We start from the raw sequence: 25,202 nt of genomic DNA on the forward strand, positions 1-25,202 counted from the left end.
GGACAGTCAACGTGTGCGTAGTGACGCGATGGAGTATCGTACTCAACGTGAGAAGTAGCGATTGTGATACCACGTTCGCGCTCTTCTGGAGCGTTATCGATAGACGCGAAGTCTTTAGCTACGCCGCCGTAAACTTTAGCAAGAGTAGTACAGATTGCTGCAGTTAGAGTTGTTTTACCGTGGTCAACGTGGCCGATAGTACCAACGTTTACGTGCGGTTTCGTACGTTCAAATTTTTCTTTAGACACAATCGTGTTCCTTCCTAGTTATGATTCGCCCCGAGAAACGGATTAGATCCGGGACGCGCCAGAAATTGCTATTTTATGCGTCAATTTTCATCAACGCAATAGATTCGTTATTAAACAATAGCTGATTAGCTACGCTGTGCAATAATAGCGTCTGCCACATTCTTTGGAACTTCAGCATATTCGCTAAATTCCATCGAGTATGACGCACGGCCCTGTGTTGCAGAACGTAAATCAGTTGCGTAACCAAACATCACAGATAGTGGAACTTGGGCACGGACAATTTTTAAGCCTGCATGGCCATCATCCATACCTTCGATCATGCCGCGACGGCGATTAATATCACCAACAACATCACCCATCCAATCTTCTGGAGTCGTTACTTCAACCTTCATCATAGGCTCAAGAAGGACTGGCTGCGCATCAAGCGCACCCTTCCTGAAGGCCATCGATCCGGCGATCTTAAACGCCATCTCGCTTGAGTCGACATCGTGGTACGAACCATCAAACAATGTCGCCTTGATATCCAAGATAGGATAGCCAGCTAATACACCGTTATTCATTTGTTCTTCGATACCTTTCGATACCGAGCTGATGTATTCCTTAGGAACAGCACCACCAACGATTTCGTCTACGAATACAAATCCTTCACCCAATTCTGATGGCTCAAGCTTAAGCCATACATGACCGTATTGACCACGACCACCAGATTGACGAATGAACTTGGCTTCGACTTCTGTGCTGCCACGAATAGTTTCGCGATAAGCAACCTGAGGTTTACCCACGTTACAATCAACACTGAACTCACGTTTCATGCGGTCTACGATGATATCTAGGTGAAGCTCACCCATTCCTGAAATTAGCGTTTGGCCAGTTTCATCATCAGTTTCCACACGGAACGACGGGTCTTCCGCGGCTAATTTGCCAAGCGCAATACCCATTTTTTCTTGGTCCGCTTGTGAGCGAGGCTCTACGGCAATCTGAATAACGGGCTCAGGGAACTCCATGCGTTCTAGAATCACTTTATGATTCTGGTCACAAAGGGTATCACCTGTTGTCACGTCTTTCAGACCAATCGCTGCTGCTATGTCACCCGCGCGAATTTCTTTTACTTCTTCACGCTTATTCGAGTGCATTTGAACGATACGGCCAAAGCGTTCACGTTTTTGTTTCACTGCGTTATACGCGGCATCACCGGTGTTAATTACACCAGAATAAACACGCATAAACGTCAATGTACCGACAAACGGGTCGGTTGCAATTTTGAATGCTAATGCAGCAAATGGTTCGTTATCGTCAGCATGACGTTCTACTTCATTGTCTTCTTCATCAACACCTGTGATCGCAGGCACATCAATTGGTGATGGAAGATACTCTACAACTGCATCTAGTACCGCTTGAACACCTTTATTCTTAAATGCACTTCCGCATGTCGCGAGTACAATTTCGTTATTTAGTGTACGAGTACGTAGACCGAACTTGATTTCAGCTTCTGTTAATTCGCCTTCTTCAAGGTACTTGTCCATGAGTTCTTCATTTGCTTCCGCCGCCGCTTCAACTAAGTTGTTGCGCCATTCTTCCGCTTCATCTTGCATATCAGCCGGAATCTCTTCATAAGAGAAGGTCATGCCTTGATCGGCTTCATTCCAGTTAATCGCTTTCATCTTGATAAGGTCGATGACACCTTTAAAGTCTTCTTCTGCACCAATATTAAGTTGGATAGGAATAGGATTTGCACCAAGACGATCTTTAATTTGGTCTACAACGCGTAGGAAGTCTGCACCCGTACGATCCATCTTATTGACGAACACCATACGAGGAACACTGTACTTATCAGCTTGACGCCATACAGTTTCAGATTGCGGTTCAACACCAGACGAGCCACAAAATACGACCACTGCCCCATCAAGCACACGAAGAGAACGTTCTACTTCGATAGTAAAGTCTACGTGTCCAGGGGTATCAATGATATTAACGCGATGATCTTGGAATTGGGCTTCCATACCACGCCAGAAGGTTGTAGTAGCAGCAGATGTGATCGTAATACCACGCTCTTGCTCCTGCTCCATCCAGTCCATGGTAGCAGCACCATCGTGCACTTCGCCGATTTTGTGAGATAAGCCAGTGTAGAACAGAATACGTTCACTTGTGGTTGTTTTACCTGCATCTACGTGAGCAACGATACCGATATTACGATAGCGCTCAATAGGAGTTTTACGAGCCACGATTGTATCCTCTTACTAAGGTGAACCTTAGAGTAAAGAAAAGCGCTGCGAGGGAGACTCGCAGCACTGTAAAGGTATTACCAGCGGTAATGAGCGAATGCTTTGTTAGCATCAGCCATGCGGTGAACGTCTTCACGTTTCTTAACCGCAGTACCTTTGTTCTCAGACGCATCTAGCATTTCTGCTGCAAGACGTTGAGCCATAGATTTTTCACCACGCTTACGCGCAGCTTCAACTACCCAACGCATAGCAAGAGCGTTACGGCGAACCGGACGAACTTCTACAGGTACTTGGTAAGTTGAACCACCCACACGGCGAGATTTAACTTCTACCGATGGGCGAACATTTTCAAGAGCTTCTTCAAATACAGCTAAGTGATCTTTACCAGATTTCTCAGCCATAGTTTCTAGTGCAGTGTAAACAATCTTCTCTGCAGTAGATTTTTTTCCGTCAACCATAAGAATGTTAACGAACTTTGCCAGCAATTCAGATTTGAATTTAGGATCTGGAAGGATCTTACGCTGACCAATTACGCGACGACGTGGCATGGATATTCTCCGTTGTCTTTTTCAGGTTATCCAAAACTTTACAGTTTCTTCAAAAATTAAAAATAATTTAGTGTTTGGCCTTACTTAACGGAATCCATTAAGACTTAGGACGCTTCACACCGTACTTAGAACGACCTTTCTTACGGTCGTTTACACCAGCACAGTCAAGTGCGCCGCGGACAGTGTGGTAACGTACACCCGGAAGATCTTTTACACGACCGCCACGGATTAGTACAACACTGTGCTCTTGAAGGTTATGACCTTCACCGCCAATGTAAGAAGTCACTTCGAAGCCGTTCGTTAGACGAACACGACATACTTTACGAAGCGCTGAGTTAGGTTTTTTAGGTGTTGTAGTGTAAACACGAGTACAAACACCACGTTTTTGTGGGCACGCTTCCAGTGCAGGCACGTTGCTTTTAACAACTTGCTTTACACGAGGCTTGCGAACCAACTGGTTAATAGTTGCCATTAAATAGCTCCTGATTTACTTGAAAGTAAGCTTTGTGAAAAATCTAACCCCAATCACCAATGGCAATTAGGGACGCAAAATTCTATGCAGCAGTGGGGGGTGTGTCAAGAAATATACAGATCTTTTTTATTAAGCCGCTGTAAAAAAATACAAAGACTGGCCAATAAAGTGTCAATCATTCCCAAGTAATGCTGTTTTCATGGATCTCAGTAAGCTCTACAAAGCCTTTAAAATCTATGACTTGCAGGTTATTTGAGCTTTCAACTGATAGTCCCCTAGCCTGTAAATCTTCAGATAAAACGAAGACATTGTCTTTTTCTGAAAATAGCGGCATTCCGGCTAAATAACTCGCATCTTGGATTAATATTATGGCGTCCTGTAGATTCAGGTAACATTGTGCGTGCTTAAAGCCGGTTTCATTCTTAATGATATGCAGCATAGGGTATCTCAATAAGTCAGTATTTTATTACATGACGCAAGCTCACGAGAGATGATACTCGACGTCACGATATCGCATTCAATCGCTAGGCTATCCATTGTCATCCCATACCGATCCATACTTTGTTTACATACGTAGACTTGGTCAATATCATAAAGGTCTAACAACTTATACGCACTGATGTAATCCCTCAACAAAACCTGCTTTGGGTCTTGATTAATACGCAACTGATTCACGCCGTCGGCAATAAAGAACACTTTGATATCTTCGCTATAAGCTGAAGTGGCGAGTAGCGCATCCAGCCCTTCTCTCCCCTTTGCACTGGCATGAGGTAACGAAGTAAAAACGAAGCCTAATACACTCAAAATTGTACTACCCTATCTTGCGTTAACAGCGCTTCAGCTAAACTGCCTAATCCAGCAAGCTGAAAGCCCTCTGCGAGGTTGTCGCCATTGAGTTGATGCTGTGTCGACTCTACTGGGCTAACGACCCCCCTGCGTAAGGAGGCGGCCACACACGTATCTAAGCTGATGTTGTGGTTAAGTGCGAGAGCCTGCCACGCCGCAACTAAATCGAACTCATCATTTGCAGGCACAGTTAAGCGTGAGGCATTGTGCACACCATCTTGATAAAAAAACACACTTGTCAGGCGGTGTCCTTTCTCAATCAGTGCAATGGCAAACTGATAGGCGCTTCGTGCTGACTGACTCCCATACACAGAGCCATTGACAACAAGCGTATAGGTCAAGGGGGTCACGATTACTCGTCCTCAGTTTTACGCTGTCTGATATACAGATAAACCGTATGCTTAGAGATATTTAAACGGTCAGCCACTCGATTAATGGCGTCTTTAATGTCAAAAATGCCTTTATCGTAAAGCTCCATGACGATCTGACGGTTTTTAGTATTATTCGAGACTGACTTATCAGCATTAATGTCTTCAATTGTACGCTCAACCGTTTGGTCGACAAGTTCCTCAACATCACTGGCAAAGTTGACTGAAGATGCCGCATCTTTGGCATCTTGAGTTGGCATGAATGATTGCAGAACTTGCGAGAATGGCGCATCTAAGTTGACGTTAATACACAGCAGTCCAATGACTCGGTTATCACCGTTACGAATAGCAATGGTGATAGATTTCATGAAAACCCCACCTTTCGCGCGCGTAAAGTATGAGCGAGAGAAATTACGCTCAGACCCTTCGATGTCTTTTAACATTTTAAGCGCTAAGTCGGTAATTGGAGAGCCAACTTGACGACCGGTATTCTCACCATTGGCGATCTTGATTGCCGACGTATTAAGATCTTCCAACGAGTGCAAAACAATCTCACAAAACGGTCCAATTAGACTGGCTAGCCCGTCCACCACCGCTTCGTATGACTTGAGTATGATTTTCTCATGCTCACTAAATGGCGCCACATCGACGGAATCCATTTCAAGTAACATCTCGGCATTAACAATGTCAGTCACAGTGTGTTGACCTTAAAAACTAAAAAAATTGATGTAAGTTTATCAGAAAATTTGAAGTCCTTACCTAAGTAAGTCTTCAACAAGTGATTTGGGGCAAAAAAAGGGCAGTTTTTCATAGATATAAAAACAGAAAGAATAAAAAAAGGCTCACTAATGTGAGCCTTTGAGTGACAACTGCGACTAATTATTGAGCAGCTGGGGCATTCTCGCCATCAATCTTCAACAATTCAACTTCGAATACGAGCGTCGAGTTCGCTGGAATGGTTGGTGTATCTTGCTCACCGTATGCCAGCTCTGGTGGAATTACAAACTTATACTTTGAACCCACTTGCATCAACTGAACACCTTCAGTCCAGCCTGGGATAACACGGTTTAATGGGAAGGTAGCAGGCTGACCACGTTCATAAGAACTGTCAAATTGCGTACCATCGATCAACGTACCCTTGTAGTGCACTTCAACCGTATCGGTTTCTTTTGGTTGCTCGCCCGTTCCTGCTGTTTCTACTTGGTATAGTAGGCCAGATTCAGTTTTCGTTACGCCATCTTGTTTTTCAAACTCAGCGCGGAAGTCATCGCCTTCTTTTTGAGCTGCAGCGGCTTTTTCAACAGCTTGCTGTTGCATTGTGTCCGCAACACGCTTATCTAAACCTTCTAGTGCTGCACGAATCTCATCTTCAGACAAGGTTTCTTTGCCAGCGAACGATTCTTCAATCCCTTTCAGTACCAATTCTTTTTTCAGGTCGATACCAAATTCTGCTGGCTTTTCAATGCTTGTGCTCAAGTAAGTAGCGAAAGAAACACCGATTGCGTACGCGGCTTTATCATCTTCCGTTTTAAAGTGAACCGCTTTACCTGCTTCCGCTTGCACTTGTTCTTGTGCCGCTGGTTCTGCTTTTGGTTCTTCTTCTTTCTGGCAACCTACTGCCAAGATAACCGTCGCTGCAAGTAGCGATACTTTAAATACTGATTTCATTCATCTCTCCAGTTTATGGACATGCTATAGATTTAGCCATTAGTCACAACAATACGCCTTGTTTTTTAAGGCGGTATGCGTAACCATTTAAATCTAGTCACTATTTCAATCTTATAAGAACTTTAAATATACTAGTTTAGGCTCAAGACTCAATGTGGAATATCGGTAATGATGCGAATAATATCTCATTCTGTGCTGTACTTAGTTGTCATCGGCCTGTTAAATGGCTGCTTTTTCTCTAGTAACGCAGAAAAACGCTGGGATCTTGCTTTAGAAGGCTCCACCAGTGTTGCTCTCAGTCGTGATGCTCGATTTGCACTTCTCTATTCTAAACAACAACAATTACAGTTGTGGGATCTGCAAGAAAATATATTACTTGCCAAATTGGGTATTCAAGACCCAGACGAAAACATTATCTCGCTCATTCGTTTTTCCGACAACGGCCGATTTGCTGTGACTGCGACCCAAACCAATTTCGCGGTATGGGACCTAGGTTGGTCTCAGTCCTCAGGTTTATGGTCTATTGCCGACGGCTTAATCCAAGACATCGCCATTGGTAATAATGGCGAAGAAATACTTTTAGGATTAAGTAACGGTAAAGCCATTTTCATCGATTTAGTCACCGGAAGACGCCTAGAGTTCCTTGCTCACGTAGAAAAAGTTAATTCTGTTTCCTTATCCCCTAACGGAAAATATGCATTAACAGGTGGAAATGACCACAATGCGTTTTTTTGGAGTACTGAGTCGGGGCAAATCTTGCGGGAGTTCCCTCACGAGCAGCGTGTTGGCACAGTTGAATTACAACGTGATGGACGCTTCGCGCTCACATCAGACATTGGCAATAATGCGATTGTTTGGGATTTAAAAACTGGCTCAAAACTCAGTCAGTTAAGTACCTGGACGCGACAACTTATTTTTTCAACCGCTCGGTTCTCCGACGATGGTCAGTTACTCGTAACCGGCTCTCCCTCTTCTCGATTGATGGTTTGGGACACTAAGAGCGGTAAACGAATCGAAGGGTATGAGGTAGAAATGCTAAAAGATGTGCGCCCGCCTAGAGGGGTAGTGTATGATGCAGCCTTTGAAAATAACCAACGCGTCCTCTCCGCTTCATCAGCGGGTGTCGTACAAGCGTGGTCCATCAATGAGTAACCTATGAGTAACGAAAGCTATCAAGCGCTACAAGACCGAATTAATGATATGGAATGTAAAATTGCGTTCCAAGAGCAAACCATTGAAGAATTGAATGACGCGTTGACCCAACAACAATTGCTCATTAGCAAGATGCAGGATCAAATGAAATTCGTGGTGGGTAAAGTCAAGAATATGGACTCGCCAAATCTTGCCGATCCCTCAGAAGAAACCCCGCCTCCCCATTATTAAAAAGGTCAGCATAAGCTGACCTTTTATTTATAAGATGTCTTCACTTGATTATACGAGTGAACGCTGCCTCACTGCTTCAAATAAGCAAATACCTGAAGCCACTGACACATTTAAGCTAGAGACCGAACCGGCCATTGGGATCTTGATAAGGTCATCGCAAGTCTCACGAGTCAAGCGTCTCATACCGTCACCTTCCGCGCCCATAACGACCGCTAGAGGACCCGTCAATTTCGCCTGATAAACATCATGCGTCGCTTCTCCTGCAGTGCCAACAATCCAGACACCTTGCTCTTGTAAAGCTCGCATCGTTCTTGCTAAGTTTGTCACCCGTACCAATGGCACTGTCTCTGCTGCGCCACACGCCACTTTACTGACCGTTGCAGTCAGTGGGGCGGAACGGTCTTTTGGCACGATAACAGCCGCGACACCGGCTGCATCGGCATTACGTAAGCAAGCGCCTAGGTTATGTGGATCCGTTACGCCATCTAAGATCAAGAATAACGCTTGTGCATTGTCATTCACTATGGACTCTAGATCATTTTCGTTCAATTGCTTCGCAGGCTTAACCTTCGCGATAACACCTTGGTGATTCGCGCCCCTGGCTTTGTCATCTAAGACTTTACGGCCCATCTGCTGAACCGAACAGCCTATCTTAGCCAACTCATTCAACAAAGGAAGCAAGCGATCGTCTTGGCGCCCTTTCAATACATACGCCTCGATGAAACGAGCAGGATCTTTCTCTAGTACCGCTTTTACGGCGTGAATACCGTAAATAAACTCATTACTCATGGTTTTAACCTTGATTCATTATTTCTTTTTAGCATTGCTGGTTTTAGCGCGCGGCTTTTTACTGCGGGCTTTGCCTGGCTTGCTTTTTGAACCCTTAGCGGGGGTTTTCTGTTCTTGACCATCTGGTCGCTTTGTTGGTTCGACGAGCGGACTCGCTTTACCTGAGCGTCTACTTTTGGCAACACCTTGCTTCTTCGCTTTCGCTTTGCTTTGCGCTTCTGCTACTCGCTTCTTCGCAGTTTTACCTTTGCCGCGTACTTTACGGTCTGTCCCCACTAATTCAAAGTCAATTTGCTTGTCGTTTAAATTTACCGCCAGTACTTTGACTTTGACCGCATCGCCCAAGCGATAAATGGCACCAAAACTTTCACCAATCAGCCTTTGACCAATTGGGTCGAATTGATAGTAATCGTTAGCTAAATTCGATATATGAACCAAGCCATCGATATGCAATTCTGTCAGACGAACAAAGAAACCAAAACCGGTGACATTAGCAATCACACCGTCAAGCTCTTCGCCGACATGATCTTGCATATACTCACACTTCAACCAATCAGAGACATCACGGGTAGCATCATCAGCACGACGTTCGGTCATTGAACACTGTTCACCATAAAAATCCATATCATCAACGGAATAATGATACCCACCGGTTGGTGTCCAACGGTCTTGGTTACGGCCCGCCTCTTTGGCAATAAGATACTTAATTGCACGATGCAGCAATAAATCAGGGTAGCGGCGAATTGGCGAGGTGAAATGCGCATAACGCTTTAACGCCAAACCAAAGTGACCGCCATTATCCGCGTTATAGACCGCTTGCTTCATTGAGCGTAGCAGCATCGTCTGAATCAACTCTTTATCTTGTCGTTGCGCAATTTGCTTAATAAGGTCCGCATAATCGGTTGGTGAAGGCTGTAAACCACCGGTCAGATTAAGCCCTAGCTCCCCTAAGAAATCACGAAACCCGGTCAGTCGCTCTTCACCTGGGGTTTCATGAACTCGGTACAAGGCGGCTTCTTTGGCTTTTTCTACTAATGACGCTGAGGCGATGTTAGCCAAAATCATACATTCTTCGATGATCTTGTGGGCATCATTTCGAATTACCGGCTCAATACGGTCAATCTTTCTGTCGGCATTAAAGATAAATTTGGTTTCAACGGTTTCAAATTCAATCGCACCACGTTGATCACGAGCGGTTTTTAATACCTGATACATGCGGTGCAATTCTTCCAGGTGCGGAACCACTGCGTCATAGCGCTCTCTTAGTTCCGAATCACCCTCTAGAATATTACTCACCTTGTTATAGGTTAAACGCGCATGGGAGTTCATGACCGCTTCGTAATGCTTATAACCTGAGAGCTTACCCGTATCCGAGATGGTCATCTCACAAACCATACATAGACGGTCAACTTGTGGGTTCAGCGAACAAAGTCCATTGGATAGGACCTCGGGTAACATGGGCACCACCTGAGATGGGAAGTACACCGAGTTACCACGCTTAATCGCTTCTTTATCAAGCACAGAGTCGGTACGAACATAATAGCTGACATCCGCTATCGCTACCCATAAGCGCCATCCGCCACTCTTTTTACGTTCACAATACACCGCATCATCAAAATCTCGAGCATCTTCCCCATCAATAGTGACCAATGGGAGGTCACGAAGGTCAACTCGGCCTTCTTTTGCCTCTTCTGGGACAAACTCACCAAATTGCTTAACGTATTTATCGACTTCTTCTGGCCAAACATGGGGAATTTGATGGGCTCGAATAGCAATTTGAGTTTCCATGCCTGGCGCCATATTTTCGCCTAGCACTTCAACCACTTGACCGGCCATTTTTCGAGATTTAGCGCCACGATCGGTGACTTCAATAACCACAACGTTCCCCATACGAGCACCATTTCGATGTTCGTTAGGAATCAAAATATCGTGACTAATACGGGAGTCATCGGAGACGACATAGGCGTAGCCGTACTCTAAGAAAAAGCGACCAACAACATGGTCTTTTCGCTCTTCCAATATACGAACTAATCGCCCTTCTTTTCGACCGCGCTTATCTTTACCGGTCGGTTGAACAAGCACAAAGTCCCCGTGCAAAAGCGTGCGCATTTGGTGGTGAGGCAACAACACATCTTGGTCTTTATTTAGACTACCTTCCGGTCTCACCCATCCATGACCATCTTTATGGCCAATCACTAAGCCTTTGATCATTTCTAGTTTATCGGGCAAGGCATAGCACTGACGACGAGTAAAGACCAATTGCCCGTCTCGCTCCATTGCTCTCAGGCGACGACGCAACCCTTCATACTGCTCTTCACCAGACAAGCCTAACGATTCAAACAGATCGTTACGGTTCATTGGGACATTGACACCTTTTAAGAAATCAACGATGAACTCTCTGCTCGGAACTGGGTTTTCGTAATTTTGGGATTCTCTTTCGGCAAAGGGATCGTCTACACGATTTTCGCTAGGCTTGTTCGACATAGTCTGACCTATTTTGAGGGGAGGTATAGGTCGATTATAACTGACTGGGGGGATAAGCTACAGAAATCGTTTGTCATTCTACCGATGATAGCCACGAGACGCATTACCAGAAATCATTGCGCCTCTTTGCACGAGCGATAATATTTTGTGGCATACGAGACTCCAACCCACGGCGTAGCATTGAGATACGTTTATGTTTTGAGTTATCCGGTGTGACTGAATTGTATAACCAGCGATACGCATCCTCATAATCTCTTGGACTACCATAATCGCGCAATAACAACTCTGCCAACTGAATACGGGCATCAATATTGCCCATCGATGCCGCTTCACGAAAATAAGGAATCGCCCGTTCTTTATCTTCTTGAACAAATGTCCCTCTTGAGTAATACCGACCGAGTTGCTCTAAGGCGACAGGAAGGCCTTGATGTGCAGCATTCTCCATATAGTATAAGCCCAGCTCAACATCTTGAGGCACACACACACCCCACGCGAGCATATCGCCATATAAGAACTCATAGGCGGGCAAACTGATACGGGTTGCCCTCGCCATAATGTCTTCTACAAGCTGGCAGTTATCCGCTTTAACTTGGGCAAGATGACGGTTTTCTGCAATCAGCCCGATCAACTGATCTTCAGAGTAAATCGGAATCGGGGCACCAACATCTGCCGCTTGAGCCACCTTCAACGTGCCAAGAAACGACATACAAATCAACGCTGTTATTTTGTGTCGCCTCATCACGATAGGGAACCTCTCATCACTTCAAACAAAATTGCGACCTCAGTAAGCCGCTATTGTCATTTTATCGGCAAACCTACGCTTCACTTTAATCTAAACTGAGAAAAAACGGCAAAATTTTGCCACTTGCTGTTGAATGATACGTGAGCGTGTCAAAAAAATGGCAGAAGATCACACTTCTTATCGTTCTTTAGATATAAAAAAACCAGCGCAAGCGCTGGTTTTTAACGTCTGTTCTAGCTTCGAATTACACTTCGAAAGGGTGAACCTTAATAATAGTTTCGTTACGGTCAGGACCCGTAGAAACGATATCAATTGGTACACCAGTTAGTTCTTCAATACGTTTGATGTAATCTAGAGCTGCTTTCGGAAGTTGCTCAATAGAAGTAGCACCAAATGTGTTGTCTGACCAACCTGGCATTGTTTCGTAAATAGGCGTTGCTTCTTCAAATGCTTCAGCAGCCATTGGAGAAACCTCTAGAATAGCGCCATTTTTCATCTTGTAACCAGTACAGATTTTTAGCTCTTCTAGGCCATCAAGTACGTCTAATTTAGTTAGACAGAAACCAGAGATAGAGTTGATTTGCACAGCACGACGCATAGCAACGGCATCAAACCAACCAGTACGACGTAGACGGCCTGTTGTTGCACCAAACTCGTGGCCAACATCACCTAAGTGTTTACCAACAGGGTCTTGCTTGTCTAATCCATCATACAATTCAGTTGGGAATGGACCTGAACCTACTCGAGTACAATAAGCCTTAGTGATACCAAGGATATAACCAATATGACGAGGGCCAAAACCAGAACCAGCAGCAACACCGCCAGCCGTTGTGTTTGAAGACGTTACATACGGATATGTACCGTGATCGATATCTAGAAGTGTACCTTGAGCGCCTTCAAACATGATCTTATCGCCACGCTTGCGTGCCGCGTCAAGTTCATCTGTCACATCAATAACCAATGACGTTAGAAGGTCTGCATAACCCATGCACTGTTCAAGAACTTCGTCGTAGCTTACTGGATCAACTTTGTAGAAGTGTTCAAGCTGGAAGTTATGGAACTCCATCACTTTCTTCAGCTTTTCAGCAAACATTTCTTTATCGAAAAGATCACCAACGCGAAGACCACGACGAGCCACTTTATCTTCGTACGCAGGACCGATACCACGACCAGTTGTGCCAATTGCTTTTTTACCTAGAGCGACTTCACGCGCTTGGTCAATAGCAATATGGTAAGGAAGAATTAGAGGACAAGCTTCAGAGATGAAAAGACGCTCACGTACTGGAATTCCACGCGCTTCTAAAGGTTTCATTTCTTGTAACAGTGCATCTGGAGACAGAACAACACCATTACCAATAACGCATTTTACGTTATTGCGAAGAATACCTGATGGAATCAAATGAAGAACGGTTTTTTCACCGTCAATGACTAGAGTGTGACCTGCATTGTGACCGCCTTGATAGCGAACCACGTATTTTGCATCTTCAGTTAAAAGGTCTACGATTTTACCTTTACCTTCGTCACCCCATTGGGTGCCCAGAACGACTACGTTATTTCCCATCTTTCCAATCTGATTGCTAGTTAAAAAAGGATTCTAGCACCGAAATGTGACTTTGTGCAGTCATTTTTTGGACATTAATACGTAACAAAGATCTAAATCCCTGTCTTTCCTATATAAAATCGGACTTAAGTTTGTTTATATTACGTCGCTTAAAACATCATCATTATGATGACTACCCCAGCGACAACTAGGCACCCGCCAACTCGTCTCAGTTGATTATCTGGTTGAGACATCAGTTGACCGATCATATTCCTCCACCCACTGGGAGCCAGCAACGGCCCTAGTCCTTCAAAAACTAATACCAACCCAATGGCGACCCAAAATGATGTAGACATAATTTACTCCAGATAAAAAAAAGCCCGTCGTGACGGGCTTTTCCATAGCAAGTTTTTAATTAAGCAAAGCTGATATTGCTTCGCTCAATCAAACTAAGCGTTATCGCTCCAGTTATTTAACTGCCGCACCGTTGGCGTCATTCATATAACGGAAGAAGTCACTCTTAGGATCAAGGACTAGGATATCACTCTTATCACTAAACGATGTGCGATACGCCTCTAGTGAACGAATGAAACCATAGAACTCTGCATCTTTGCTGTAAGCGCTAGCATAAATACTTGCGGCTTCTGCATCTGCTTCACCACGTGTGACACGTGCTGTTTTATCCGCTTCAGCCAGTACTGTTGCTACTTCAAGTTCTGCTTGAGCTCGAATAACCTCAGCCTTCTCACGGCCTTGAGAACGGTGCTTACGAGCAACAGATTCACGCTCTGCTCTCATACGACGGTAAATAGACTCACTGATTTCATCAGGAAGGTTGATTTTCTTCATTCGGAAATCAACCACACGAACGCCAAGATCCTTCATCGCGCTTCCACGCGTATCTTTTAGTACGTTGTCCATAATAACGTCACGTTCACCATCGATTTCAAGTGCTTGCTTAGCCGCTTCAGTTGTCACTTCTTCGCTGTCTGCACTTTCTGGTAGAACATCTTTATTACGTGGGCCGGAAACGATTTGCTTGATTTCTCTCGCACCGATTTCAGAACGTAATACATCCGTTACTTTTCGCTCTAATAGCGCTTGAGCTGTCAGAGCATCACCGCCACCTGTTGCCAAGTAATATTGACGGAAATCTTCGATTCTCCACTTAACGTAGGTATCAATGATCACGTCTTTTTTCTCAGAGGTTACGAAACGGTCTCCACGACCATCCATCGTTTGGATACGTGCATCAAGCGTTTTTACACGGTCAAACAACGGCATCTTGAAATGTATGCCCGGCTCATAGATACGGGATACATTATTGTCATCACTTAACACTCGGCCAAATCGAATGACGATGCCTCTTTCACCTTCAGGGATGACAAACAAAGACATCAGCATTAATGCCAACGCAACAACTAATACTGGTATCGCTAATTTACGCATTATTAGTATCTCCCTTGACGTGAGTTCGAGTCGCGTGATGTCGTTGAGCTAGCTGGCGCATCAGTCGTTTTCGCATCTAATGGTATTTCATCGTATGCTGACGTCGACGTTGCTTTACGAGTCTTATTCGAAGACTCTTGACCTGCTAACTTATCAATAGGCAAGTACAGTAAGTTGCCGCTTGATTCAGAGTCAATAAGTACCTTAGATGTGTTGGAATAGACTTCTTCCATCGTATCTAAATAAAGTCGATTACGAGTAACTTCTGGCGCTGCTTGATACTCTGGTAATAGTTTTTCAAACTGAGCAACTTGACCCATTGCAGAGTTAATGATGCGCTCAGAATAACCTTGCGCTTCTTTCTTCAAACGCTCAGAACGACCGGTTGCTTTTGGAATAATTTCATTCCTGTAGGCTTCCGCTTCACGAATGAAACGCTCTTCATCTTCTCGTGCAGAGATAGCATCATCAAATGCATCTTGGACTTGCGTCGGCGGACGTGCCGACTGGAAGTTCACATCAACGATGCTTAAACCCATATCGTAGTTATCGATAATGTCGTTAAGCGTCTCTTGTGTACTTTGACGAATTTGCTGACGACCACTCGTTAGAATGCTATCCATCAATGCATCACCGATAACTGCACGAAGTGCCGAATCAGTCGCTTGACTTAAACTGTCATCTGCATTTGTCACAACATACAAGTATTTGTACGGGTCAGAGACACGATACTGTACATCCATGCCAACGGTAACGACGTTTTCATCTTTGGTCAGCATCGTACCAGAGGCACGCAATGAGCGAATCGCTTGTACGTTAACCGCTTGGTATTCATCAATAAAGCGAGGGCGCCAGTTTAGACCTGGATCTACGATACGATCGTATTTACCCAAACGAAGCACGACACCGCGCTCGGCTTCACCAATGGTATAGAAACCAGAAGAGAACCAAATAACAACAGCAATTAATGCAATGACACCAAAGCCAATCGCACTACCGCCACCGCCTATTGATGGGCCACCGCCACCTTTCTTGCCAAACTTACCACCAATCTTTTGACTTAGCTTATTGAAAACTTCGTCTAAGTCAGGCGGACCTTGATTACGATCACCGGACTTACGACCATCACGATTGTTATTACCCCAAGGGTCATTATCGCGGCCGTTGTTTCCATTATTATTACCAGGCTCATTCCACGCCATTAGGAAGCTCCATCATTAATTATGACGTTATACTGTAGCAGTCCTTTAAGTAACGATAAAGTCACTCAAAACTGCCCCTTCTCTCTTATCAAGTTTAGACCAATCTATTTGTTGCATCCGAATATCAATCAACAAGTTACCATCTGTATCATATTCTTCCCGTTGGATACATTTCATATTAAAAAATGTACTACGGATGCGACCTTGATACTGTGGCGGAATTCTCAATTGATACTGAACCATTTGGCTGACTAAGCGCTCAGTCAGCGCTTCGAACAAGAGTTCAATTCCTTGCCCTTCCATGGCAGAAACCCAAACGGTTCTTGGTTGCCCTTCGCCGTCTCGGTCTATCCGAGGACGTTGGCCTTCTAGATTGTCTATTTTATTCATCACGACTAGAGCAGGTATATCACTAGCATCTATCTCTTCTAGCACGTCATGAACTGCTTGCATGTTCTCACGAAAACGGTCGTCACTTGCATCGACAACATGTAACAAAATGTCTGCTTCTTGCGTCTCTTGCAATGTTGCTTTAAATGCGGCAACCAAATCGTGTGGAAGATGACGAATGAATCCAACGGTATCAGCAAGAATTGCCGGACCGACATCTGCCAGCTCGATTTTTCTTAGTGTTGGATCCAACGTTGCGAATAACTGATCCGCCGCGTATACGCCAGCTTCAGTAATGCGGTTGAACAATGTCGACTTTCCTGCGTTGGTATAACCCACTAAAGAAATTGTCGGTATTTCTGCTCGGTTTCTAGCTCGTCTGCCTTGTTCACGCTGTTTTGCAACCTTCGTTAAACGACGTAAAATCGTTTTGATTCGGTCACGCAATAATCGTCGGTCAGTCTCTAATTGAGTCTCACCGGGACCACGTAAGCCAATACCACCCTTCTGCCTTTCAAGGTGCGTCCAACCACGAATCAATCGGGTTGAAATATGACGCAACTGTGCAAGCTCGACCTGTAACTTACCTTCGTGAGTACGGGCACGTTGAGCAAAAATATCGAGTATTAGACCTGTACGATCGAGCACTCGGCATTTACACAGACCTTCTAGGTTACGCTCTTGTGCTGGCGAAATGGCGTGGTTGAAAATCACCACATCAGCACCCGTCAGTTGCACAACTTGCGCAATTTCTTGGGCCTTACCTTCTCCAACGTAATACTTAGGGTGAGGGGACTGACGGCTACCTGTCACGACTTGTAACGTGTTAACGCCAGCTGAAGACACAAGCATTTCACACTCGTTAAGATCTTCCCACTCACCTTCCTGCGTGAAGTTGATATGAACAAGGACAGCTTGCTCACCCGATTCATAACGGTCAAACAAGCGAGCAACTCCTTCTTGTGACTTTTATAACGCGAGTTAAAGTATTAATCTTCAGATTTCTCTTGTGGACGCTCATTTGCTGGACGCTCGCCCGTGTGGTGACTTACCGCACGCGCTGGAACAACAGTAGAAATCGCATGTTTATATACCATCTGATTAACGGTATTTTTCAATAGGATCACAAATTGATCAAAAGACTCGATTTGACCTTGTAGTTTGATTCCATTTACAAGATAGATCGAAACAGGAATGCGCTCGCGACGCAGTGCATTCAGGAATGGGTCTTGAAGAGATTGCCCCTTAGCCATTTTTTATTTTCCTTATATTAATATTTTTTAGTTTTAATTATTTAGCTATTGGTGCACTACAAATTAGGTGCGGCCTTTGCATCTGAGCTAAACCAATGAAATACCCCTTAGTTTTATAATCATAGATCATCAAATCACTTTGAAAACAAAACTCAGTTCCTTTTTGGGTACAAATAAACAAAAGCGACCACATTATACACAGTTAATGCCATCTGATGCTATGGCGTCTGTGAGAGTTTTCATTGAATTCTCAACGTGTTCGCTGTCCAGCCAAACCAGATCATCCCAACTCCTTAACCAGGTAATCTGACGTTTAGCCAATTGACGAGTAGCACAGATTCCGCGAAAAATAGCGTCATCAAAACTACAGTCTCCATCTAAATATTCCCACATCTGCCGATATCCGACACAACGAATAGACGGCAAATCAGAATGTAGATCTTCTCGAGCATATAGCGCTTTTACTTCTTCTTCAAAGCCTGCTTGTATCATTTTATCGAAACGTAGTTCAATTCGTTTATGTAACAAAGCACGATCTTTGGGCGCAACCGCAAATTGTTTTACCCTAAACGGTAAAGGCTCACCCTTCACTTCTGTTAGCTCTGTCAGTGACTTACCTGCAATCCGATAAACTTCTAGTGCTCGAGAAAGACGCTGGGGATCATTGGGATGTATCCTCTCTGCTGAGACAGGATCTATCTCTCGAAGTTCATTATGAAGGGCTTGCCATCCCTTCTCAGTTGCTTCTTTTTCAATTTGTTTACGGATATCTGGGTTTGCTGCTGGCAATGGCGATAACCCTTGCAACAAGGCTTTGAAATAAAGCATTGTGCCCCCCACAAGCAGAGGAATCTTTCCTTCAGCATGGATTCGAGCTATTTCTTGCAACGCGTCTCGACGAAAATCAGCGGCAGAATACGCCTCACTAGGATCAAGGATATCGATTAATCGATGCGGCGCCAGTGATAGCTCATTGGCATCAGGCTTGGCTGTACCAATATCCATACCTTTGTAAATCAATGCCGAGTCCACGCTAATGATCTCAACGGGGTACTGTTGACGAAGGCGTATAGCAAGTTCGGTCTTACCTGAGGCAGTAGGACCCATTAAAAATAAAACTAACGGTAATGTTTGGCTCATGATGAAAACGCTGCAATTGTGGCCGTAAAATCGACAGGACGAACAAATTTAGTATCGCTCAAAGGAAGCTTACCATCGTATAACTGCTCTAAATTGCTAAGCAATTGGACGGATTCAGACAAGGTATAGCAACTTTTCACTTGCAGCACTTGTTTTGTAAGCCATAGACTCAATCGGCTTTGACTTAGGTCATGCTGCTCAAGGGTTGTCAAGTATGACAGCATTTCATCAATTAACAATTGCAAATTTTGTTGTCTAAGTGGCGATGGAACCCCCATGACCATAATGGTTTGTTTATTCCTAACCTTTATATCAATACCAAAATTCAGCAGTAAATCAGCGTGTGATTCTGCTTGCACTCTTTGCTCATCACTCACCTTCAAAGATAGCGGCACGAGTAAAGGTTGCATCATTAATGGACCCGTCGTGGGGTTCAATTGAGCGTAAAGCTTATAAAATTCAGCCCGCTGTAGTGATACCAAGGCACAAATGGGCACAGCCTTGACCAGCACATACCGCTCTCCCACTACACTCATTGCCTTACCAATTTGTTCAATATTAATTTCAAGGGTACTTGGTATGTCAGGCAATAACTCATCCGATTTAGCCACGGTCTCTGAGGATAAATGCGGGGTCTGGAGCAGGTCTTGATACACCTGAGCTTCAGCAAGACTTGGTGGCTTGGTCATCACTCGCTGCGAAGCATTCCTTTGAGAGGGATCGCTTGATTTTTTAAGCGATGATGTTTCTGGTGACCAGTAATTTGCAGGGGAACGTTCAGCAATTTGATGATCCGCTCGCGACCCATCTTCCATTGAACGAGGCGACGGTGTTTCTTGGCATGATGTTGCGTCTCGAGACTGAGTGGTATCTCGAGATCGATAGTCATTCCGCCCCGGATAGGCAGGTATGCTCTCTACCGCATCAATGACTGAAGGTTCTACTGGATTAACGTTTTCGTTGTTTATTATGCCGGGCTCAGCGACCAAGGCTTGATCATCACAAGTCTTTTGCTGATTCAATGGCTTGTCGAGTGCCTCTGCTTGGCTAAATCCCGCACTAGAAGCTTGTGGAGCCTCTATCGATTTAGCCTGCACCAAAGCATCGCTTAACGCTTGATAGATGAAATCATGCACTAAGCGGGCTTGATGGAACCTCACTTCATGCTTTGCCGGGTGTACATTAACATCCACTTGGTGTGGATCGATATCGATAAACAACACAAAAGCCGCGTATTGCTCGGGGGCGAGACTCGATTCATAACTTTGCCTGATAGCATGATTGATCAACTTATCACGCATCATTCGACCATTCACGTAACAGTACTGAAGATCGTTTTGTGCCCTGCCGCCTTCAGGTGTCGTAATCCAGCCATGAAGCTTAAGATCATGGTGCTCTAGCTCAATTCTCAGCATGTGACGAACAAATGCTGAGCCACACACTGAGGCAATTCTTTTTTCCGCCTGTTCCGAGGTTTTCGCCGCACGATATTGTCGAATCAACTTACCATTGTGTTTAACATTGATTGACACATCAAAACGACTCAGCGCGATTCTCTTCAATAACTCATCAATATGAGTGAATTCTGTTTTTTCAGTACGCAAAAACTTACGCCTAGCTGGCGTATTAAAAAATAGATCCAGCACCTCCACCGTGGTTCCGATAGGGTGGGCAGTAGGCTTTAGGCTGACCGTCATATCTCGGCCCTCCGCGTAAGCACTCCACGCTTGCTCTTGAGCGGCAGGTCTTGAGGTCATCGTAAGGCGAGAAACCGAACTAATACTGGCCAATGCCTCACCGCGAAACCCCAGGCTCACGATGGCTTCTAGGTCATCCAGTGTATGGATTTTTGACGTTGCATGACGGCTCAATGCAAGCTGCAGCTCATCTTTAACAATGCCCTTGCCATTATCACGAACCCTAATGAGTTTAGCGCCACCTTTTTCGATATCGATATCGATACGAGTGGCGCCCGAATCGATGCTATTCTCCACCAGTTCTTTGATGACTGAAGCCGGTCTTTCAACTACCTCTCCAGCGGCAATTTGGTTCGCTAATCTAGCGGGGAGAATTTTTATTGTCACACTATTACTCCATGCCTTAAGGCACATTAGCTATCTGCATGGCGACTGATTAACGGTTAGGAATAATCAGGACCTGTCCGACCGCCAACTGATCTGAACGAAGTTTATTGGCTTCGCGAATACTCTGGACGGTCACATCATACTTAGACGCTATCTTTCCTAAAAACTCACCGCGTTTGACCGTATGCTTTCTCACAGGTAGGTCTTTAACACTCACCGATACTTTTAGCTTTTGACCTAATTTTAGCGTGTCAGACCTAAGGTTGTTCTCACGTTTGATATCCGCAACAGAAACCTTGTATTTATTCGCTATCTTACCAAGGTAATCACCTTTAACCACGGTATGGGTCACAATGCGGGTTTCAACTGTATTTACCTTATTACTCACTTTAACTGGCGCAGCGTTGCCAGGAATAACAAGCACCTGTCCAACCGCTAACCCATTGCTTTTGAGTTTATTGGCGGATTTAATATTGGCGACCGATGAGCCATATTGTTGGGCAATAACCGATAAGGATTCCCCACGCTTCACCGTGTGTTTTCTTTGCTGCCCCTTGTTAGCAAACAATGTCCCTTCCGGTGGGTTTTCCTCGAAATATTGAACCAACGCTTTTGCCAAAGCTCGTGCTAGCTTATCTTGATGGCTACGCGTGGTAAGCAGCCGCTCCTCTCCAGGGTTAGAGATAAACCCTGTTTCAACGAGCACAGAAGGAATATCTGGCGATTTCAGAACCGCCAAGCTGGCATTAACGGGCTCTTTCTTATGCAAATGAGCAACTTTGCCCATTTCTTTTAGAATCTTAGTCGCAACCTTATACCCCTCTTTTTGAGAGTGACTAAATTGCAAATCAAGCAGCGTTTGACTGACATTTTTATCATTGGAGTTTTTGGCTAACGCCTCACCAGCCCCACCGAGTAATTCGGATTGCTGTTCATGGTTTTCAACCCAGCGGGCTATCTCAGTATTTGCTCGTCTCGTATTGAGGACAAAGACAGAGGCACCTCGAGGTTGTGGTGTTCTAAATGCATCCGCATGAATTGAGACCAATAAATGGGCTTTATTTTTTCGGGCTATGTCAGAGCGTTTGTTGAGGTTGACAAAATAATCCCCACGTCGAGTCAAGACGGCTCTCATTCCAGGAATCGCATCAATTTGAGCGGCTAATTTCTTCGAAACACTCAGAGTGACATGCTTTTCGTATTTATTTGTCGGACCGATAGACCCTGGGTCTTCTCCGCCGTGTCCAGCATCAATTGCCACCACAATATCCGCGGTACCGCGCAGTTGTGAGGCATCACGACTGACCTCTGTTTTACTGTTTGCTACTGCCACAGGTTTTGGCGTTGCGGCTTTCCCATGAGGGAAGTCAATCACAAGCCGATGGCCATACTGGCCGCCCGGTGTCGGGTTTAGCGTAAATAACTGAGGCGTCGAGGCTTGTTTCAATTCAAAAACAAGGCGGTAGGTCCCTTTTTGGGGTGGAGAGCTTTTTCTCACTTTACTCAGTACAGGGCTATCCGAGACATTAAGCGGAAGCTTAGTATTCAAGGTCGTGTCCTTGAGATCGACCACAATACGACTAGGTCCAGACAGTGAAAAATAGCTGAAGTCCGCTTTTGACTTGAGGTCAATAACGACTCGAGTTTCATCCGGTGACGGCCAAACACGTATCCCTTCAAGCGTGTTAGAGAACGCTAGACTAGGAAACAATAGCAACACCGCCAGCATGATCCCTTTCATGCGACTAAACAAACGATTGATCAATTTAACTCCAATTGACTAATTAGCTGACGTCCATATTCAGAATTTGCCGTGAAGGTTATCTCACGGGCTTCACCCACGTATCGTAAATCAATGTCGAGATCGGCATCAGGTAAAACACCGGCCCCTTTCTCAGGCCACTCTACCAAGCATATTGCATCGTCAGAAAAATAGTCTCGAATACCCATAAATTCGAGTTCTTCAGGATCCGCTAATCGGTATAAATCAAAGTGATAAATATTCCACTGTTTCAATTGATAAGGTTCAACAAGGGTATACGTTGGGCTCTTTACGTTACCCTTATGTCCCTGACTTTGGATGAACCCCCGACTAAAGGTTGTTTTCCCAGCACCAAGATCACCATGCAAATAGATTGTTGTTTGTTTTGAGCAAAGATTAGCTAATTTAGTTCCAATTAAAACTGTCTCTGATTCATCTGCTAAGGCAAATTTTTTAGTGTTCATCACGTTTTTCTCTGAATACGTCGGTTATAAGATGAAATAGTAAACTGTGTCGGTTTTTATAGACAAGCATTGTTGTGTAAGTAATTAGAAAATTTACCATTAAATACCATGATTCCCTACTGACACCGCTCAATTTCGTGTAATCCTCATACACAAACTAGGATATCTGCTTTTTTTATACTCATACTTTGGACACAAACCGATTTGAGTATAGAATACGCGTCCTTTTTAAGTAGAGTCATCGTGATGGATTTAGAGAAGCTAGCTAACGACATTAAGTCTTGGGCCAAAGAACTGGGTTTTCAAAAAGCCGGTATTAGTGATATCGCCTTAGAAGACCAAGAAGCTTCACTGACTCGCTGGATAGAGGCCGGCTATCACGGTGAAATGGCATGGATGGAGTCCAACCAAGATTTACGCATTCATCCTAATAAACTCCACCCCAACACCTGTCGCATTATCAGCGTTCGCATGAACTACTTACCTGAGGATGCGCATTTTGCCAGTAACCTCGAAGACAAGCACACTGGCTATATCAGTCGCTATGCCCTCGGGCGCGACTACCACAAGCTCATTCGTAACCAATTAAAAAAGCTTGGCCAAAAGATAGAGCACGAAGTCGGCACACTCGGCTATCGCCCATTTGTCGATTCAGCGCCTGTCCTTGAACGCCCATTAGCAGAAAAAGCCGGATTGGGTTGGACAGGCAAGCACTCTTTGATACTGGATCAAGAAGCTGGTTCATGGTTTTTTCTTGGTGAGTTGTTTATTGATCTACCACTGCCTGTAGACAAAGCCGTCGAAAACCAATGCGGGAAATGCACGGCATGTGTTACCTCTTGCCCAACTAATGCCATCTTAGAGGATGGCGTTGTCGATGCTAGGCGTTGTATTTCTTATTTAACCATCGAATACGATGGGATTATTCCAGAAGAATTTCGTGATGCTATTGGCAATCGAATCTATGGCTGTGATGATTGCCAATTGGTTTGCCCGTGGAATCGCTTCTCGAATCTTAGTCCTCAAGCTGACTTTCAACGTCGCCCTGTATTTAAAGACCTAGACCTAACCACTTTACTTACTTGGGATGAAGCCACATTTCTAAAAAATATGGAAGGTTCTGCCATTCGACGTATTGGCCACCAACAATGGCAACGCAATATTATCATCGCAATGGGTAACGCTTCTTTTAAACAGGCTTATGTTATCTTGTTAGAGCAGCTTAAAGGTCACAGCACACTACTTGATGTCCATATCGATTGGGCACTCAATAAACTGCACGCACAAATCGATACGCCGTTGCTAAAGAAAATCGATATAAGAAACCAACGTCTAATCCGAATAGTACAAAAAGGGTTACCCCGCGATTCATAGGCTTAGGCTATTTGGTGTACGATTTCCCAATAAATCAATTAAATTTTCTTGACTAACATCTCAAATTTGAATTTGTGGAAAAAAAACAATTTCATTCCAACGCTAAGCCCCAGAATTCAGGTTAAACACAGACGCAATATATGATTAGGATCAAATAAGTGTCAGTTGATGATCATTTAAATAATCATCAACCGAACGGAGAAATCAATAAAAGCCATTAAATAACAACAGCTTACCGTGTTATTCGATAGTTTTTACCGCACTGGGAAATGTAAAGATCTTTCAAGCACTCAACAATGATAAATATCAGAAACAACTTATCAACCAAGTTATCCACACCCAGTTTAGTGTGGATAAGTCTGTTAATTTAAATGTAAACATGCAGTAGAAACGGGCTTTAGCCCATATCCACAACGTTGAATAACTTCGAGAATAGCAGCCTGCTCACATCAATAAGGCTTAAAATCAACCTGACATCGATGAACGTTACAAACTAACTAAATTTTGGAGTGATGCTTCTCAGCATTAGGAAAGAGCGCGCAGCGAAAGGACGAAGTTTCTCAACTTGGCTTATATAGAATGCTGCGTTTTAGCTTTCTATTCAAAGAAAGCAAAGCGATACACCAACCTCTTCCTTTAAGGTAAGGAAGACAGTCTAAACTCTTTTTGAGTGTATGGACGCTTAAAATGGAGCGATACATCGGGTTCGAACCGATGACCTCAACCTTGGCAAGGTTGCGCTCTACCAACTGAGCTAGTATCGCATATCAACAG

25 protein-coding genes and 1 tRNA gene are annotated in these 25,202 nt (G+C 44.4%); 3 read left to right on the forward strand and 23 right to left on the reverse strand.

What is annotated here, in order from left to right:
- From ACE1OE_RS23960 to fkpA, 9 genes are all read right to left on the reverse strand, one after another.
- Positions 1–248, reverse strand: a 248-nt coding sequence (locus ACE1OE_RS23960; RefSeq protein WP_230849494.1) for a GTP-binding protein, incomplete at its 3' end; no start/stop codon positions are given.
- 125 nt (positions 249–373) lie between these two features.
- The gene (gene fusA / locus ACE1OE_RS23965) at positions 374–2,470 is read right to left on the reverse strand and encodes an elongation factor G (protein ID WP_449212489.1); all 2,097 of its coding nucleotides are present in this window, start codon (positions 2,468–2,470) and stop codon (positions 374–376) included.
- A gap of 77 nt (positions 2,471–2,547) precedes the next feature.
- Positions 2,548–3,018: a 30S ribosomal protein S7 gene (gene rpsG / locus ACE1OE_RS23970; RefSeq protein WP_102471084.1), complete on the reverse strand. Its 471-nt coding sequence runs from the start codon at positions 3,016–3,018 to the stop codon at positions 2,548–2,550.
- A gap of 97 nt (positions 3,019–3,115) precedes the next feature.
- Complete coding sequence (gene rpsL, locus ACE1OE_RS23975; protein ID WP_017035800.1) at positions 3,116–3,490, reverse strand: 30S ribosomal protein S12; 375 nt, start codon at positions 3,488–3,490, stop codon at positions 3,116–3,118.
- A 175-nt stretch (positions 3,491–3,665) separates the two neighbouring features.
- Entirely contained in the window at positions 3,666–3,929 is a 264-nt protein-coding gene (gene tusB / locus ACE1OE_RS23980; RefSeq protein ID WP_449212490.1) for a sulfurtransferase complex subunit TusB, read from the reverse strand.
- Positions 3,930–3,937: 8 nt separating this feature from the next.
- Positions 3,938–4,294 (reverse strand): sulfurtransferase complex subunit TusC, encoded by a 357-nt coding sequence (gene tusC / locus ACE1OE_RS23985; RefSeq protein ID WP_449212491.1) that lies wholly within the window; start codon positions 4,292–4,294, stop codon positions 3,938–3,940.
- Positions 4,291–4,686, reverse strand: a complete 396-nt coding sequence (gene tusD / locus ACE1OE_RS23990; protein WP_198593027.1) for a sulfurtransferase complex subunit TusD — start codon at positions 4,684–4,686, stop codon at positions 4,291–4,293. The genes tusC and tusD overlap by 4 nt, the downstream gene beginning before the upstream one ends.
- Positions 4,687–4,688: 2 nt before the next feature.
- Complete coding sequence (locus ACE1OE_RS23995) at positions 4,689–5,375, reverse strand: helix-turn-helix transcriptional regulator (protein WP_102471113.1); 687 nt, start codon at positions 5,373–5,375, stop codon at positions 4,689–4,691.
- Positions 5,376–5,583: 208 nt separating this feature from the next.
- A complete protein-coding gene (gene fkpA, locus ACE1OE_RS24000) occupies positions 5,584–6,372 on the reverse strand; it encodes an FKBP-type peptidyl-prolyl cis-trans isomerase (RefSeq protein ID WP_102532421.1) in 789 nt (262 codons plus the stop codon).
- Positions 6,373–6,543: 171 nt separating this feature from the next.
- Here fkpA and ACE1OE_RS24005 point away from each other — a divergent pair, with 171 nt between their 5' ends.
- Entirely contained in the window at positions 6,544–7,524 is a 981-nt protein-coding gene (locus tag ACE1OE_RS24005) for a WD40 repeat domain-containing protein (protein WP_102532426.1), read from the forward strand.
- 3 nt (positions 7,525–7,527) lie between these two features.
- Positions 7,528–7,755, forward strand: coding sequence for a SlyX family protein (locus ACE1OE_RS24010; protein WP_102471088.1), 228 nt, complete (start codon positions 7,528–7,530; stop codon positions 7,753–7,755).
- Between the two features lie 48 nt (positions 7,756–7,803).
- Here the strand turns inward: ACE1OE_RS24010 and rlmB are convergent, their stop codons facing one another.
- The 13 genes from rlmB to tsaE all read right to left on the reverse strand — a co-directional run bounded on the left by rlmB (position 7,804) and on the right by tsaE (position 23,054).
- Positions 7,804–8,544 (reverse strand): 23S rRNA (guanosine(2251)-2'-O)-methyltransferase RlmB, encoded by a 741-nt coding sequence (gene rlmB / locus ACE1OE_RS24015; RefSeq protein ID WP_449212492.1) that lies wholly within the window; start codon positions 8,542–8,544, stop codon positions 7,804–7,806.
- Positions 8,545–8,562: 18 nt separating this feature from the next.
- Positions 8,563–11,028, reverse strand: coding sequence for a ribonuclease R (gene rnr, locus ACE1OE_RS24020; RefSeq protein WP_372063098.1), 2,466 nt, complete (start codon positions 11,026–11,028; stop codon positions 8,563–8,565).
- Positions 11,029–11,131: 103 nt separating this feature from the next.
- On the reverse strand, positions 11,132–11,767 hold the full coding sequence (motX, locus tag ACE1OE_RS24025) for a flagellar protein MotX (protein ID WP_102471091.1): 636 nt from the start codon (positions 11,765–11,767) through the stop codon (positions 11,132–11,134).
- Positions 11,768–12,014: 247 nt separating this feature from the next.
- Positions 12,015–13,331: an adenylosuccinate synthase gene (locus ACE1OE_RS24030; protein ID WP_102471092.1), complete on the reverse strand. Its 1,317-nt coding sequence runs from the start codon at positions 13,329–13,331 to the stop codon at positions 12,015–12,017.
- A 149-nt stretch (positions 13,332–13,480) separates the two neighbouring features.
- Complete coding sequence (locus tag ACE1OE_RS24035) at positions 13,481–13,666, reverse strand: DUF2065 domain-containing protein (protein WP_449212493.1); 186 nt, start codon at positions 13,664–13,666, stop codon at positions 13,481–13,483.
- Between the two features lie 112 nt (positions 13,667–13,778).
- Positions 13,779–14,759, reverse strand: a complete 981-nt coding sequence (gene hflC, locus ACE1OE_RS24040; protein ID WP_102471094.1) for a protease modulator HflC — start codon at positions 14,757–14,759, stop codon at positions 13,779–13,781.
- 2 nt (positions 14,760–14,761) lie between these two features.
- Complete coding sequence (gene hflK, locus ACE1OE_RS24045) at positions 14,762–15,961, reverse strand: FtsH protease activity modulator HflK (protein WP_449212494.1); 1,200 nt, start codon at positions 15,959–15,961, stop codon at positions 14,762–14,764.
- A 45-nt stretch (positions 15,962–16,006) separates the two neighbouring features.
- Positions 16,007–17,296 carry a ribosome rescue GTPase HflX gene (hflX, locus tag ACE1OE_RS24050; protein ID WP_102471096.1) on the reverse strand — a complete coding sequence of 430 codons (1,290 nt, stop codon included), beginning with the start codon at positions 17,294–17,296 and terminating at the stop codon, positions 16,007–16,009.
- Between the two features lie 44 nt (positions 17,297–17,340).
- A complete protein-coding gene (gene hfq / locus ACE1OE_RS24055; RefSeq protein ID WP_102471097.1) occupies positions 17,341–17,604 on the reverse strand; it encodes an RNA chaperone Hfq in 264 nt (87 codons plus the stop codon).
- A 192-nt stretch (positions 17,605–17,796) separates the two neighbouring features.
- Positions 17,797–18,744: a tRNA (adenosine(37)-N6)-dimethylallyltransferase MiaA gene (gene miaA, locus ACE1OE_RS24060; RefSeq protein ID WP_449212495.1), complete on the reverse strand. Its 948-nt coding sequence runs from the start codon at positions 18,742–18,744 to the stop codon at positions 17,797–17,799.
- A complete protein-coding gene (mutL, locus tag ACE1OE_RS24065) occupies positions 18,741–20,828 on the reverse strand; it encodes a DNA mismatch repair endonuclease MutL (RefSeq protein WP_449212496.1) in 2,088 nt (695 codons plus the stop codon). Before mutL ends, miaA begins: the two co-directional genes overlap by 4 nt.
- A gap of 49 nt (positions 20,829–20,877) precedes the next feature.
- Positions 20,878–22,569, reverse strand: a complete 1,692-nt coding sequence (locus tag ACE1OE_RS24070; protein ID WP_449212497.1) for a LysM peptidoglycan-binding domain-containing protein — start codon at positions 22,567–22,569, stop codon at positions 20,878–20,880.
- A gap of 20 nt (positions 22,570–22,589) precedes the next feature.
- Entirely contained in the window at positions 22,590–23,054 is a 465-nt protein-coding gene (tsaE, locus tag ACE1OE_RS24075) for a tRNA (adenosine(37)-N6)-threonylcarbamoyltransferase complex ATPase subunit type 1 TsaE (RefSeq protein WP_102471100.1), read from the reverse strand.
- Between the two features lie 246 nt (positions 23,055–23,300).
- Between tsaE and queG the strand changes: the two genes are divergently transcribed.
- Complete coding sequence (gene queG / locus ACE1OE_RS24080; protein WP_449212498.1) at positions 23,301–24,428, forward strand: tRNA epoxyqueuosine(34) reductase QueG; 1,128 nt, start codon at positions 23,301–23,303, stop codon at positions 24,426–24,428.
- A gap of 688 nt (positions 24,429–25,116) precedes the next feature.
- On the opposite strand, the gene ACE1OE_RS24085 is transcribed toward queG, so the two are convergent.
- Positions 25,117–25,192, reverse strand: a tRNA-Gly gene (locus ACE1OE_RS24085).
- Between the last annotated feature and the right edge of the window lie 10 nt (positions 25,193–25,202).

It is taken from the genome of Vibrio sp. E150_011 (genome assembly GCF_053544015.1).

Bases quoted from the DNA above. Each gene is read 5' to 3' on its own strand.
- rpsG (WP_102471084.1), bottom strand. From the start codon at position 3,018: ATGCCACGTCGTCGCGTAATTGGTCAGCGTAAGATCCTTCCAGATCCT.
- rpsL (WP_017035800.1), bottom strand. From the start codon at position 3,490: ATGGCAACTATTAACCAGTTGGTTCGCAAGCCTCGTGTAAAGCAAGTT.
- tusB (WP_449212490.1), bottom strand. From the start codon at position 3,929: ATGCTGCATATCATTAAGAATGAAACCGGCTTTAAGCACGCACAATGT.
- ACE1OE_RS23995 (WP_102471113.1), bottom strand. From the start codon at position 5,375: ATGTTACTTGAAATGGATTCCGTCGATGTGGCGCCATTTAGTGAGCAT.
- fkpA (WP_102532421.1), bottom strand. From the start codon at position 6,372: ATGAAATCAGTATTTAAAGTATCGCTACTTGCAGCGACGGTTATCTTG.
- ACE1OE_RS24005 (WP_102532426.1), top strand. From the start codon at position 6,544: ATGCGAATAATATCTCATTCTGTGCTGTACTTAGTTGTCATCGGCCTG.
- ACE1OE_RS24010 (WP_102471088.1), top strand. From the start codon at position 7,528: ATGAGTAACGAAAGCTATCAAGCGCTACAAGACCGAATTAATGATATG.
- rlmB (WP_449212492.1), bottom strand. From the start codon at position 8,544: ATGAGTAATGAGTTTATTTACGGTATTCACGCCGTAAAAGCGGTACTA.
- rnr (WP_372063098.1), bottom strand. From the start codon at position 11,028: ATGTCGAACAAGCCTAGCGAAAATCGTGTAGACGATCCCTTTGCCGAA.
- motX (WP_102471091.1), bottom strand. From the start codon at position 11,767: ATGAGGCGACACAAAATAACAGCGTTGATTTGTATGTCGTTTCTTGGC.
- ACE1OE_RS24030 (WP_102471092.1), bottom strand. From the start codon at position 13,331: ATGGGAAATAACGTAGTCGTTCTGGGCACCCAATGGGGTGACGAAGGT.
- ACE1OE_RS24035 (WP_449212493.1), bottom strand. From the start codon at position 13,666: ATGTCTACATCATTTTGGGTCGCCATTGGGTTGGTATTAGTTTTTGAA.
- hflC (WP_102471094.1), bottom strand. From the start codon at position 14,759: ATGCGTAAATTAGCGATACCAGTATTAGTTGTTGCGTTGGCATTAATG.
- hflK (WP_449212494.1), bottom strand. From the start codon at position 15,961: ATGGCGTGGAATGAGCCTGGTAATAATAATGGAAACAACGGCCGCGAT.
- hfq (WP_102471097.1), bottom strand. From the start codon at position 17,604: ATGGCTAAGGGGCAATCTCTTCAAGACCCATTCCTGAATGCACTGCGT.
- miaA (WP_449212495.1), bottom strand. From the start codon at position 18,744: ATGAGCCAAACATTACCGTTAGTTTTATTTTTAATGGGTCCTACTGCC.
- ACE1OE_RS24070 (WP_449212497.1), bottom strand. From the start codon at position 22,569: ATGAAAGGGATCATGCTGGCGGTGTTGCTATTGTTTCCTAGTCTAGCG.
- tsaE (WP_102471100.1), bottom strand. From the start codon at position 23,054: ATGAACACTAAAAAATTTGCCTTAGCAGATGAATCAGAGACAGTTTTA.
- queG (WP_449212498.1), top strand. From the start codon at position 23,301: ATGGATTTAGAGAAGCTAGCTAACGACATTAAGTCTTGGGCCAAAGAA.